The 12,034-nt window shown below is 58.9% G+C and carries 11 protein-coding genes and 1 pseudogene; 10 read left to right on the top strand and 2 right to left on the bottom strand.

Translation table 11 applies throughout. The annotated features are described in order from the left end of the window. The first annotated feature begins 5 nt into the window (after window positions 1-5). The 7 genes from H6X51_RS11650 to H6X51_RS11680 all read left to right on the top strand — a co-directional run bounded on the left by H6X51_RS11650 (window position 6) and on the right by H6X51_RS11680 (window position 8,078). Complete coding sequence (locus H6X51_RS11650) at window positions 6-1,613, top strand: carboxyl transferase domain-containing protein (protein WP_185267661.1); 1,608 nt, start codon at window positions 6-8, stop codon at window positions 1,611-1,613. A 59-nt stretch (window positions 1,614-1,672) separates the two neighbouring features. Then, window positions 1,673-2,467 (top strand): gamma-carboxygeranoyl-CoA hydratase, encoded by a 795-nt coding sequence (locus H6X51_RS11655; RefSeq protein ID WP_074779712.1) that lies wholly within the window; start codon window positions 1,673-1,675, stop codon window positions 2,465-2,467. A gap of 47 nt (window positions 2,468-2,514) precedes the next feature. Beyond that, window positions 2,515-4,476: an acetyl/propionyl/methylcrotonyl-CoA carboxylase subunit alpha gene (locus H6X51_RS11660; RefSeq protein WP_074779714.1), complete on the top strand. Its 1,962-nt coding sequence runs from the start codon at window positions 2,515-2,517 to the stop codon at window positions 4,474-4,476. Further along, the gene (locus H6X51_RS11665) at window positions 4,473-5,381 is read left to right on the top strand and encodes a hydroxymethylglutaryl-CoA lyase (RefSeq protein ID WP_074779716.1); all 909 of its coding nucleotides are present in this window, start codon (window positions 4,473-4,475) and stop codon (window positions 5,379-5,381) included. The genes H6X51_RS11660 and H6X51_RS11665 overlap by 4 nt, the downstream gene beginning before the upstream one ends. Before the next feature lie 36 nt (window positions 5,382-5,417). Continuing rightward, entirely contained in the window at window positions 5,418-6,116 is a 699-nt protein-coding gene (locus tag H6X51_RS11670; RefSeq protein ID WP_185267662.1) for a CoA transferase subunit A, read from the top strand. Window positions 6,117-6,118: 2 nt separating this feature from the next. After that, complete coding sequence (locus H6X51_RS11675; protein WP_185267663.1) at window positions 6,119-6,769, top strand: CoA transferase subunit B; 651 nt, start codon at window positions 6,119-6,121, stop codon at window positions 6,767-6,769. A 127-nt stretch (window positions 6,770-6,896) separates the two neighbouring features. Continuing rightward, on the top strand, window positions 6,897-8,078 hold the full coding sequence (locus H6X51_RS11680) for an acetyl-CoA C-acetyltransferase (RefSeq protein ID WP_185267664.1): 1,182 nt from the start codon (window positions 6,897-6,899) through the stop codon (window positions 8,076-8,078). A 44-nt stretch (window positions 8,079-8,122) separates the two neighbouring features. Here the strand turns inward: H6X51_RS11680 and H6X51_RS11685 are convergent, their stop codons facing one another. Next, the gene (locus H6X51_RS11685; RefSeq protein WP_185267665.1) at window positions 8,123-8,446 is read right to left on the bottom strand and encodes a 2Fe-2S iron-sulfur cluster-binding protein; all 324 of its coding nucleotides are present in this window, start codon (window positions 8,444-8,446) and stop codon (window positions 8,123-8,125) included. A 186-nt stretch (window positions 8,447-8,632) separates the two neighbouring features. Here H6X51_RS11685 and H6X51_RS11690 point away from each other — a divergent pair, with 186 nt between their 5' ends. The 3 genes from H6X51_RS11690 (at window position 8,633) to H6X51_RS11700 (ending at window position 11,088) form a co-directional block, all read left to right on the top strand. Beyond that, the gene (locus H6X51_RS11690; RefSeq protein WP_235991318.1) at window positions 8,633-9,577 is read left to right on the top strand and encodes a Rieske 2Fe-2S domain-containing protein; all 945 of its coding nucleotides are present in this window, start codon (window positions 8,633-8,635) and stop codon (window positions 9,575-9,577) included. 21 nt (window positions 9,578-9,598) lie between these two features. Next, a complete protein-coding gene (locus H6X51_RS11695; RefSeq protein WP_185267666.1) occupies window positions 9,599-10,636 on the top strand; it encodes an aromatic ring-hydroxylating dioxygenase subunit alpha in 1,038 nt (345 codons plus the stop codon). Between the two features lie 77 nt (window positions 10,637-10,713). After that, window positions 10,714-11,088 (top strand): VOC family protein, encoded by a 375-nt coding sequence (locus tag H6X51_RS11700; RefSeq protein ID WP_185267667.1) that lies wholly within the window; start codon window positions 10,714-10,716, stop codon window positions 11,086-11,088. A gap of 271 nt (window positions 11,089-11,359) precedes the next feature. Here the strand turns inward: H6X51_RS11700 and H6X51_RS11705 are convergent. Next, a pseudogene (locus H6X51_RS11705) lies at window positions 11,360-12,034 on the bottom strand (CbbBc protein); the annotation flags it as partial.

Consider the following 12,034-nt stretch of genomic DNA (forward strand, 5'->3'; position numbering starts at 1 on the left):
CATCCATGAGTATTCTCAACAGTCAAATCAACCGCAACACGCCGGAATATGCCATTAACTGCTCGGCGATGCAGGCACTCGTGTCCGACTTGCACAGGCTACTGGCGCATGTCGTAGAGGGCGGTGGCACCAAAGCCCAGGAGCGTCATCTTTCGCGCGGCAAACTGCTACCCCGCCAGCGTATTGATGCGCTGCTCGACCCGGGCTCGCCGTTTCTGGAGATCGGACAACTGACTGCTCACGATGTCTATGGCGAAGAGGTACCTGCCGCTGGTTTGATTACCGGTATCGGCCGTGTAGAAGGTATCGAATGCATGATTGTCGCCAACGACGCGACAGTCAAAGGCGGCTCCTATTACCCGCTGACGGTAAAAAAACACCTGCGCGCGCAAACCATTGCCCAGCAGAACCGTCTTCCGTGTATTTATCTGGTCGATTCTGGGGGCGCCAACCTGCCACGCCAGGATGAGGTATTCCCCGACCGCGAACACTTCGGACGCATCTTCTTCAACCAAGCCAACATGAGCGCTCAGGGCATCCCGCAGATTGCCGTGGTCATGGGCTCCTGTACCGCTGGCGGTGCCTATGTGCCGGCGATGGCCGACGAAGCGATCATGGTGCGCAACCAGGCGACTATTTTTCTAGCCGGCCCGCCTCTGGTCAAAGCCGCCACCGGAGAGGTGGTCAGCGCCGAGGATCTTGGCGGCGCTGATGTTCACTGCAAAACCTCCGGTGTAGCCGATCATTATGCCGAGAACGATGAGCACGCCCTAGCCCTGGCCCGCCGCTGCGTGGCCAATCTGAACTGGCGCAAGCAGGGTGAACTGAACTGCCGTGTACCGATCAGCCCACGTTACGCCAACGAAGAACTGTATGGCATCATTCCAGCCGATGCAAAACAACCCTTCGACGTGCGCGAAGTGATCGCACGCCTTGTCGATGATAGCCAGTTCGATGAATTCAAGGCGTTGTACGGCACCACGCTGGTCTGCGGCTTTGCCCATCTTCATGGACATCCAGTGGCAATCTTGGCGAACAACGGCATCCTCTTCGCCGAGTCCGCGCAGAAAGGCGCGCACTTTATCGAACTGGCCTGCCAGCGCGGCATCCCGCTGCTGTTCCTGCAAAACATCACTGGCTTCATGGTTGGGCAGAAATACGAGGCGGGCGGCATCGCCAAGCACGGCGCCAAGCTGGTGACCGCCGTAGCCTGCGCCCAGGTTCCCAAGTTCACTGTGATCATTGGCGGCAGTTTCGGAGCCGGCAACTATGGCATGTGTGGCCGGGCCTATGATCCGCGCTTTCTGTGGATGTGGCCTAATGCGCGCATCTCGGTAATGGGCGGCGAGCAGGCAGCTGGCGTGCTGGTGCAGGTGAAGCATGAGCAGGCTGAGCGCACTGGCGAGACCTTCAGCGTCGAGCAGGAACAGGCGCTGCGCAAACCGATTCTCGATCAGTACGAGCGGCAGGGCCACCCCTACTATTCAAGTGCGCGGCTGTGGGACGACGGGGTAATCGACCCGGCGCAGACCCGCGACATACTTGGACTGGCGATATCCGCCGCACTGAACGCGCCTATCCTACCGACACGCTTCGGAGTGTTCAGGATGTGATTGCTTCAGCTGCCGCTTCGCGCGGGCGGCCGATTGCCACAACAGGGATTGAGAGAGCCATGACCAGCTTCAAGACAATCGAACTCGAATACAGCGACAACGGCGTAGCCACTCTGTGGCTGAACCGGCCAGAGCGCAACAACGCCTTCAATGCGGAGATGATCAGCGAGTTGCTGACTGCCCTGGACAAGGTTCAGGCCGCAGCAGGGCTGCGGTTTCTCCTGCTGCGTGGGCGCGGCAAGCATTTCTCTGCAGGCGCTGACCTGGCCTGGATGCACGAATGCGCCAAGCTTGATTATCCGGCGAACCTGAGAGACGCCCAGGAACTGGGACAACTGATGGCCAGCCTGGCGCAGCTCAGCCTGCCGACCTTGGCAGTGGTTCAAGGCGCCGCCTTTGGTGGCGCCTTGGGTTTGATCAGTTGCTGCGATATCGCGATTGGCACCAGCGACAGCCTGTTCAGTCTCTCTGAGGTGCGTATCGGTTTGCTTCCCGCCGTTATCAGTCCTTACGTGGTGCAGGCTATCGGCCAGCGGGCGGCGCGCCGCTACGCAATGACCGCCGAGCGTTTCAGCGGCGAACGGGCGCGGGAACTGGGTTTGCTCGCCGAATGTTATCCGACAGAGCAGCTGGACGTAGCGCTACAGGATTGGGTCAACAACCTGCTACAGAACAGCCCTCAGGCCATGAGCGCGACCAAGGCTCTGATGCAGACCGTCAAGCACGGCGAATTGACCGCAGAAGTGCGCAGTTATACCGAAGCCGCTATTGCTGGCATTCGGGTCAGCGTAGAGGGCCAGGAAGGCCTGCGCGCCTTTCTTGAAAAACGCAAGCCGGCATGGCAGCGATACTAAAGACAGTGAACAAAATACAACTTCGCCATGATGTGGGATGAATAAAAATGATCAATACCCTGCTTATCGCCAACCGCGGCGAAATCGCCTGCCGGATCATGCGCACCGCCAGAGAGATGGGCATTACCACTGTCGCCGTACACAGTGACATTGACCGTCAGGCGCAGCATGTCCTGCAAGCCGACATAGCGATCGGCCTTGGTGGCGCGAAACCAGCGGACAGCTATCTGCTGGTTGACAAGATTCTCGCCGCAGCCCACGCCAGTGGTGCCCAGGCGATTCATCCCGGCTACGGCTTTCTGTCCGAGAATGCCGGTTTTGCCCGTGCCTGCGAGGAGCAGGGTTTGATCTTCGTCGGGCCGCCTGCCTCCGCCATCGATGCCATGGGCAGCAAATCAGCAGCCAAAGCCTTAATGGAAAAGGCCGGGGTACCACTGGTGCCTGGTTATCATGGTGACGAACAGGATCTGCAGACCTTCGTAACAGCTGCTGAGCGCATCGGCTATCCGGTGTTACTCAAGGCCACCGCGGGTGGCGGCGGTAAGGGCATGAAGGTGGTTGAGCGCGAGGTGGATATGGCTGAAGCCCTGGCATCAGCGCAACGGGAGGCCCAGTCCTCGTTCGGCGATGCGCGCATGCTGGTGGAAAAGTACGTATTACAGCCCCGTCACGTGGAAATCCAGGTGTTTGCCGACCAGCACGGCAATGCCGTGTATTTGAACGAGCGCGACTGTTCGATCCAGCGCCGACACCAGAAGGTGGTTGAAGAAGCCCCTGCGCCGGGTCTATCCCCCGAACTGCGCAAGGCCATGGGCGATGCCGCGGTGAAGGCCGCCCAGGCAATCGGCTATGTCGGCGCTGGCACGGTGGAGTTTCTGCTGGATGCCCGCGGCGAATTTTTCTTTATGGAAATGAACACCCGCCTGCAGGTCGAGCACCCTGTGACCGAAGCCATCACCGGACAGGATCTGGTTGCCTGGCAGCTGCGAGTGGCCCAGGGCGAAAAGCTCCCGCTGACTCAGGAGCAGGTACCACTGAAGGGACACGCCATTGAAGTGCGCCTGTATGCTGAAGACACCGACAATGATTTTCTCCCGGCAAGTGGTACTCTGCAGTTGTATCGCGAGCCTCCCGCTGGCGAGGGCCGCCGCGTGGACAGCGGCGTTACCGAAGGCGACGTCGTCTCGCCTTTCTATGATCCGATGATCGCCAAACTGATCGCTTGGGGCGAGACGCGGGAAGAGGCGCGCTTGTCCTTGCTGGCCATGCTGCGCGAGACCGTAGTGGTTGGGGTGCAGACCAACCTGAAGTTCCTGACCCGTATTCTGGCCCACCCTGCCTTCGCCCAGGCCGAACTGGATACTGGTTTTATTCCGCGTCATACCGAAAAATTGTTGCCCGCGCCTGAAGCACTCGATGAGCAATTCTGGCGCACCGCAGCGAAGGCCTGGTTGCTGGCAATGCCGGGCGCTTCGTCGGTAGCGCCTGGATCTGGCGCAGCGCAAACCAGCCCCTGGACTGACCTGACCAGCTGGCGCGCCGGGCTGCCCGCGCAGAGTCGCCTGCACCTGCGTTGCGGTGAGCTGGATCAGCCCTTCCCCGCCGTAGACGTGACGGGTTGTTCGTATTGTCCGACGACCCAGACGCTGTTGATCACTGAGGGGCAGCAGACTCGCCTCCATCACGTGTTGATCAGCCATGGTGCCCTGTATCTGCAGTGGCGCGACAGCTGGCACCGGATTGATCGGTTTGACCCGATTGCAGAAGTTAACCATTCCCATCAGCACGCCGGCGGTTTGCAGGCACCAATGAATGGCAGCGTGGTGCGAGTCATGGTCGAGCCAGGCCAACAGGTCGAGGCTGGCGCCGTACTGCTGGTGCTCGAAGCGATGAAGATGGAACACAGCATTCGCGCAGCCGAAGCCGGCACGGTGAAGGCAATCTTCTGCGCCGAAGGCGAGCTGATCGCCGAGGGCACCCTGCTGGTGGAAATGGAGGAAGCGCAATGAGCCTGCCCACCTCGGTCAAACTGGTCGAAGTAGGCGCGCGTGACGGCCTGCAGAATGAAGCCCAGCCGGTCAGCAACACTGACAAGATCCGTCTGATCGACGACCTGAGCAACGCCGGGGTGGGCTACATCGAGGTGGGCAGTTTCGTCTCGCCCACGTGGGTTCCGCAGATGGCCGGCTCACGGGATGTATTCGCCGGGATCCAGCGGCGCGCTGGTACAACCTACGCGGCGCTTACACCTAACCTGAAAGGTTTTGAATTGGCTTTGCACGCCGGCGCTGACGAGGTGGCGGTGTTTGCCGCGGCCTCTGAGGGGTTTTCCCAGCGCAATATCAACTGCTCGATCAGCGAAAGCATAAAACGCTTCGAACCCGTCATGAGCGCCGCAGCCGAAGCCGGCCTGCGGGTGCGCGGCTATGTATCCTGTGTGCTGGGTTGCCCCTACGACGGCGAAATACCCGCCAGCCAGGTGGCCACCGTGGCTCGCGAACTCCACGCCATGGGCTGCTACGAAATCTCCCTGGGCGACACTATCGGCACCGGTACGCCCGGTGCCACGCGCAATCTGTTTGAAACGGTTGCGCAACATATTCCGCGTAATCAACTGGCCGGCCACTTTCACGATACCTACGGGCAAGCGCTGGCCAACATCTACGCCGGGCTGCTTGAAGGCATTCAGGCATTCGACAGCTCGGTTGCCGGCCTCGGCGGGTGTCCCTATGCCAAGGGTGCCACCGGCAACGTCGCCACTGAAGACGTTCTCTACATGCTCAATGGTCTGGGTATCCACACTGGAATAGACCTGGACGCGCTGATTCAGGCCGGCAACCGCATTAGCACCTTGTTGAACCGACCCTCCGGCTCGCGCGTTGCCAACGCCAGAAGCAATCAGCTCGACCAATGACGAAAGACTTTAACGGGAAGAGGAGCATCTATAACAATGAACAAAATCTATCCTAACGCTCGGGAGGCTCTCGCCGGGCTTGTCGATGACGGCATGACGCTGGCGGTCGGCGGGTTCGGGTTGTGCGGTATTCCCGAAGTCCTGATCGAAGCCTTGCGCGATACGCAGAAGAAGCATCTCACTGTTATCAGCAACAACGCTGGCGTTGATGGTTTCGGGCTTGGGCTGCTGCTCGAATCCCGCCAGATCCGCAAGATGGTGTCGTCCTATGTGGGCGAGAACAAGGAGTTCGAGCGTCAGTATCTGTCAGGCGAGTTGGAACTCGAATTTACTCCCCAAGGCACACTTGCAGAAAAGCTTCGGGCGGGTGGTGCCGGTATTCCGGCTTTTTATACCAAAACCGGTTATGGCACTCTGATTGCTGAGGGTAAGGAATCCCGCCAGTTCAACGGCGAATGGTACGTGATGGAAACCTCGCTGACCGCAGATGTAGCGCTAATCAAAGCCTGGAAGGCCGACAAATCCGGCAATCTGGTGTTCAACAAGACCGCGCGCAACTTCAACCCCCTCGCCGCGACGGCTGGCAAGATATGCGTCGTCGAAGTGGAGGAAATCGTCGAAACCGGCGCACTCGATCCAGATCAGATTCATCTGCCGGGGATCTACGTGCAGCGGATTGTGCTCAATACCAATCCTGAAAAACGTATCGAAAAACGTACCACACGGAGCGCTTGATCATGGCCTGGACACGCGAACAAATGGCGCAACGAGCTGCTCAGGAACTGTCTGACGGCTTCTACGTAAACCTCGGCATCGGCTTGCCTACGCTGGTAGCCAACTATATTCCCGAAGGCATGGATGTGTGGCTGCAGAGCGAGAACGGCCTGCTCGGCATTGGCCCCTTCCCGGACGAAGACAAGGTCGATCCAGACCTGATCAACGCCGGCAAGCAGACTGTTACCAGCCTGCCTGGTAGCAGCTTCTTCGATAACGCCGACTCCTTCGCCATGATCCGTGGCGGACATATCAACTTGGCCATCCTGGGTGCAATGCAGGTGTCGGAGAAAGGCGACCTCGCCAACTGGATGATTCCCGGCAAGATGGTCAAGGGTATGGGCGGCGCGATGGATCTGGTCGCCGGTGTCAAACGCGTCGTTGTGCTGATGGAGCACAACGCCAAGGACGGCAGCCCGAAGATTCTCAAGCAGTGCGAACTGCCGCTGACCGGCGTGGGTGTGGTCAGCCGTATCATCACCGATCTGGCCGTACTGGACATTACCGAAGCAGGCCTGGAACTGCTCGAACTGGCACCTGGCACCACCATCGGGGCATTGCAGGAAGCAACCGGCTGTCCGGTGTTGACCGAGCAATACCTGAGCAAATATTAGGCCGCCCTACGGGGTAGGCTTCACTGGTTTCCGGGGTAGCTGGTCAAGCTGCACCGGGAATGCTGCCCGTTGAGGTTTTTACGTGGCTCACCATTGCGGTAGCCACGTTTTTTTTGGAGAAAAGATCATGCAAGACGTCGTCATTGTCGCAGCAACGCGCACCGCTATCGGTAGTTTTCAGGGCGCGCTGGCCAACGTGCCTGCAGTTGAACTGGGTGCCACTGTCATCCGCTCGTTGATGGCCAGTACCCGCCTGGACGCCAGCCAGGTGGATGAAGTCATCCTCGGCCAGGTGCTGTCCGCCGGCTGTGGCCAGAACCCGGCACGGCAATCGGCTATCAAGGCCGGCCTGCCGTTCAGCACCTCGGCGCTGACGCTGAACAAGCTGTGCGGCTCCGGCCTCAAGGCCGTGCACATGGCGATCCAGGCAATCCGCTGTGGCGACGCCGAGATCATCATTGCCGGCGGCATGGAAAGTATGAGCCTGGCACCCTACGTACTGCCCAAGGCGCGCACCGGCTTGCGCATGGGCCATGCGCAGCTCGAAGACAGCCTGCTGAGGGATGGCTTGATCGATGCTTTCAACGACTACCACATGGGCATTACCGCCGAAAACCTGGCAAGCCAGTATAAGGTCAACCGAGAGGATCAGGACGCCTACGCCCTGCTTTCCCAGCAGCGCGCCAATGCGGCAATCAGTGCCGGACGCTTTCAGGATGAAATCACACCGGTGATGATTCCCCAGCGCAAGGGCGATCCCGTTGCCTTCGACACCGATGAACAACCCCGGGCCGATACTTCCGAAGGCAGCCTGGCAGGCCTGCGTCCGGCGTTCAAGAAGGACGGCAGCGTCACCGCCGGCAACGCCTCGACTTTGAATGACGGCGCAGCGGCAGTCATGCTCATGACGGCGGACAAGGCGAAGGCGTTGAATCTGCCGGTGCTGGCTCGTATCAAGGGCTATGCCAGCGCAGCAGTGGATCCGGCGATCATGGGTATCGGACCGGTGCCCGCCAGCAAGAAGTGCCTGAGCAAAGCCGGCTGGTCTATCGCGGAACTGGATCTGATCGAAGCCAACGAAGCCTTCGCCGCCCAGTGCCTCTCAGTCGGCAAGGAACTGGAATGGGACGTATCAAAGGTCAATGTCAACGGCGGCGCTATTGCCCTGGGCCACCCCATCGGCGCATCCGGCTGCCGTGTGCTGGTTACCCTGCTCTATGAAATGGCGCGGCGTGATGCCAAGAAAGGGCTGGCTACGCTGTGTATCGGTGGTGGCCAAGGCGTCGCGCTGGCAGTCGAGCGCGATTGACCCGCGCCGGCGCGGAGCCGGGGACGGCTCCGCGCCACTTTTCATCAGATTTGTGTTGGTGGAAGAGTCACCACCATGCCCTCATGCACAGCCTCCAGGATCACGCAACAGCCCAGGCGGCTCTGTGCAAGCCGGGGAGCAGCGGTACCTTCAAGCATGTCATCTTCCATACCATCCATTTCCGGCAACTGGTCCAGCCATGACTGGTCAATATAAATGTGGCAGGTGGCGCACTGGCACGCCCCTCCACAGTCGCCCAGAATTCCTTCCAGACCGCTGCTAACCGCAGCCTGCATGAGTGTCTGGCCTGCAACGGCCTCTACAGTATGTTGACGACCGTCAGCAAAGTTAAAAATCACAGTTGGCATGCGGGAGTCCCTGCGCGTGGGTAACGGTAAAAAATCACTATTGCCATGATGCCCGACCTCGGGACGCATTTAAACACTTATCAAATATCTGTTTATTATTATTGGACAATATTTCCAGCCACGCCTAAAGTGATCACAGGCATTTCTCTCAAGAACAACACCAAAACAATAACAACGAGGTAAACCATGATGGCTAATAGCGCTTGGTGGGCTTTGGCTTTGTCCGAGGCCGTAAACAATGAAAAACCCCTGGCAGTCGTCTGCAATGGCGAGGAGCTGGTCCTGTTTCGGGATAGGCAAGGTCAGGCGTTTGCATTGGAAGACCGCTGTCCCCACCGTCGCGTGCCCCTATCCCTTGGCTGCGTTGTAGAGAGCGGAATCCAGTGTGGCTACCATGGCTGGACATTTGACGGCGCCAGCGGCGCTTGCACGGCGATACCCAACCTGCACGCCAATGAACGAGTGCCTGCTCGATATGCTGCGCGAGCCTACCCTGTGGCCGAACGAAACGGATTTGTTCACGTCTGGTTAGGGGAACATGAGCCGAACGAGTCGGTGTCTGCGGCAACTTATGAGCCTGAAGGTCGAGAATATACCGGCGCGGCCACCGTCAGTATTCTGCACGAGGAATATCTTGCCGCAATGCTCGATGGACCCCACAGCCTGATCAGTTTTGACGCAGTAAAGATGACCGATTTCTTTCTCGGCGATCCCTGTCTGAAGGATAACCATCTGGTTCTTGATCGAGGCGCAGTCTGGTCAACCAGGATGCTGCCGCCGCAATTCGTTGTCGACTATCCCCTGATCGTCCGTACGGCTGTTCCTGTAAGCGGGGGCGACATTCGCGTCGACCTTCTCACCGAGGAGGAAACGCCGCTGTGTACCGTTTTCATTGCCTCGGGAGCCAATCGACGCGGTACCACCAGTCTCTGTTGGCGAGGATTTCTACACCGAAGCGAGGGCGGCGTTGCATCGCTGCGCTGGCGTGTAGCGCGCCGGGCACAACGCCCACCTTTTCGGGTGCACTCCCATGTCGATGGCGAAGCGTTAGCCGCTCTGCTGGTAGCACCCTCCCGTGACTTGGACCGGCTACGCGATCAATCGCTGATTCCTGTACGCGCCGCCGTCTGATTGTCCCAAGGAGAATTCACAATGCACACTGTATCCACCACCGACACCGTCGCAGGGCAGCGCAGCAAGCGTCCCTCCGACTGGACTCCGGTCAATTATGATCTGCACGATACCTGGTTTCCGGTCTCGCACAGTCGCGACGTGAGCTCAAGGCCAATCCGCCGGATCATCCACTCCCAGCCTTATTTTCTCTGGCGTGAAAACGGTATACCTCAGGCGGCCGAGTTCCATCCATCGCGGCTGACAGCCCTGCGCCACGTCAGCAGCGCCTTCACCGGAGGCTCCGGCAGCTATCCTGTCATCGAACGCTACGGCTATATCTGGGCGTGGTATGGCAACCCCGACAACGCGGACATTCAGTTGCTGCCCCATATCCCCTTCCTGCCCCTGGACGGCAATATTCCGGACTACACGCAGCGGACTGTCCGGTTCGACGCCTCATCGGCGCTCTCGGTGGAAAACCTCATAGACCTCACCCACGCCGATTTCCTGCATGCCAATACCATAGGCGACGGCATCTCCGAATCCGACGTCGTCGAAGTCGAATGGACGTCCGAAACAGTAACCAGAACCCGCATGGTCACGCAGAAGTCAGTCGCACCGGTCATGCGCTGGGTGGGCGGGGTACGCGCCAGGTATCAGGACTTCCGTGCTGTGCTGCATATTCATCTGCGCAGTAATGTCTGCATCTCCTACCCACGATTCCGGCCGGGTTACGACGTCCCCAATCTGCAGCCGTTTCTGCCGGTAGGCAGGCATCGCTCCCGTTGCGACGTTACCTTCAATACAACCGCTGCGCCCTCCCCCTTTCGCTATCTGATGCCGCGGATCAATTACATCATCCAGCCCCAGGACAACTCGGTGGTACGTCCGCAGAATCAGCGTTATCTGGATGAATCAGACAGGCGTGACCTGCATTCTCGCTTCGATGCACCTGGCACTCGATACCGCTACCAGATGGAACAACTGGCTAAGCGCCAGCGTCGGGGGGACTTCTCCTACGGCGCTGATGCGGAACCGGGACGCGACATCACCACATTGCTGGGCATGGATGGCTAAAACCGCTGCGTGCCCAAGAAATCCCATTTAAACCAACTGAGCGCCATTCAAGGCGCCCCAACCAGGAGAACCGCCCTATGTTTTCACACGTCACTTTGGGTACCAACGACCTATCCAGAGCTCGCACCTTCTACGATTCAGTGCTTGGCGCACTGGGTCATGAAAACCTCGGCAACATGGAAAAGGCATCGCTCTGGGGCGACGCAGGCCCGCGCTTCGTAGTGCTGAAACCAGCCGACGGCAACGTCGCCAGTGTAGGCAACGGCCTGACCGTAGGCTTTGCAGCGGCGGATCGAGCCGCAGTGGATGAATTCCACAAGCGTGCCCTGGAGACAGGGGGAACAGATGCTGGCGCACCGGGGTTTCGGGATGTGGGGCCGAATGTGTACGCAGCCTATGTACGCGATCCAGATGGTCACAAGATAGTGGCCAGCTGCATTAGCGAAGGTTAGTGCTCCCAAAAGCAACGAAAAAAGTCGCCGGAGTAAAACGATCCAATCGCTTCTGCCATTATTAGCGCGCCTCGGAGCGCTTCCCTTCAGAAGTGCCCCCGGGGCCATGCCAGCACCGCTGCCAAGCTTGAGCCTAAAGCCTCACGAATGTGGGCGCCAAAAACCGAGAAAGAAGGCCTGGCCAAACCCTGATACAGCGATAGCCAGAAGCATAAACATAGCCAATCGAGGCCTTTCGCGCATAAATCCTGGCAGGTAACGACTTACTGACCTATCCATGGACAAACCTTAACTGGTGCTTCGATCCGAAATCACTCGGATAAAGCTTGATCGGTATGAACTTCGATGCTGGCGTGAAGCTGTCAACACCGTAACTATCCAGCGGCACCAGTGGATTGATCTCTGGGTAATAGGCCGCCGCCTGCCCTTCCGGAATGTCGTAGGGAAGCAGCGTAAAACCTTTTACCCTTCGCTCAACATCGTCATCCCAGAGTGAAACCAGATCTACTTTCTGAGCCGCCTCAAAGCCCAACCTGTCGATATCCTTCTGATTAACGAAAAGGACTTCACGCTGCCCCGAAACTCCCCGGTAGCGATCATTCAAGCTATAGATAGTTGTGTTGTACTGATCGTGAGAGCGCAGGCTCTGAACGATCAGATCGTGGCTCTGCCCACTGGCCCGAACCTTCTCGTGAATCAGACTATCCGGCAGGGAGGTAGCTGAAAAACGCGCCTTCTCGGTACTGGTACGCCACACGCGCTGGCTGGCCGAGTTGGGCAAGTGAAAGCCGCCAGGCTGCTTCAGACGGTCTTCAAACTGATCAAAACCGGGCACCGTCCGGGCAATGGCCTCCCGGATCAGCCGATAGTCGTCACGCATCGCCTGCCAGCTCACGGGATGATTGCCCAGCGTGGCCTCGGCGATGCCGGCTATGATCCAGGGTTC

It is taken from the genome of Halopseudomonas xiamenensis, assembly GCF_014219065.1.
In the GTDB taxonomy this organism is placed as follows: domain Bacteria; phylum Pseudomonadota; class Gammaproteobacteria; order Pseudomonadales; family Pseudomonadaceae; genus Halopseudomonas; species Halopseudomonas xiamenensis.

What these genes read in the sequence shown, in the direction of transcription:
- H6X51_RS11690 (WP_235991318.1), top strand. Translation starts at nt 8,633, where the DNA reads ATGATGGCTAATAGCGCTTGGTGGGCTTTGGCTTTGTCCGAGGCCGTA.
- H6X51_RS11665 (WP_074779716.1), top strand. Translation starts at nt 4,473, where the DNA reads ATGAGCCTGCCCACCTCGGTCAAACTGGTCGAAGTAGGCGCGCGTGAC.
- H6X51_RS11685 (WP_185267665.1), bottom strand. Translation starts at nt 8,446, where the DNA reads ATGCCAACTGTGATTTTTAACTTTGCTGACGGTCGTCAACATACTGTA.
- H6X51_RS11650 (WP_185267661.1), top strand. Translation starts at nt 6, where the DNA reads ATGAGTATTCTCAACAGTCAAATCAACCGCAACACGCCGGAATATGCC.
- H6X51_RS11675 (WP_185267663.1), top strand. Translation starts at nt 6,119, where the DNA reads ATGGCCTGGACACGCGAACAAATGGCGCAACGAGCTGCTCAGGAACTG.
- H6X51_RS11670 (WP_185267662.1), top strand. Translation starts at nt 5,418, where the DNA reads ATGAACAAAATCTATCCTAACGCTCGGGAGGCTCTCGCCGGGCTTGTC.
- H6X51_RS11700 (WP_185267667.1), top strand. Translation starts at nt 10,714, where the DNA reads ATGTTTTCACACGTCACTTTGGGTACCAACGACCTATCCAGAGCTCGC.
- H6X51_RS11680 (WP_185267664.1), top strand. Translation starts at nt 6,897, where the DNA reads ATGCAAGACGTCGTCATTGTCGCAGCAACGCGCACCGCTATCGGTAGT.
- H6X51_RS11695 (WP_185267666.1), top strand. Translation starts at nt 9,599, where the DNA reads ATGCACACTGTATCCACCACCGACACCGTCGCAGGGCAGCGCAGCAAG.
- H6X51_RS11655 (WP_074779712.1), top strand. Translation starts at nt 1,673, where the DNA reads ATGACCAGCTTCAAGACAATCGAACTCGAATACAGCGACAACGGCGTA.
- H6X51_RS11660 (WP_074779714.1), top strand. Translation starts at nt 2,515, where the DNA reads ATGATCAATACCCTGCTTATCGCCAACCGCGGCGAAATCGCCTGCCGG.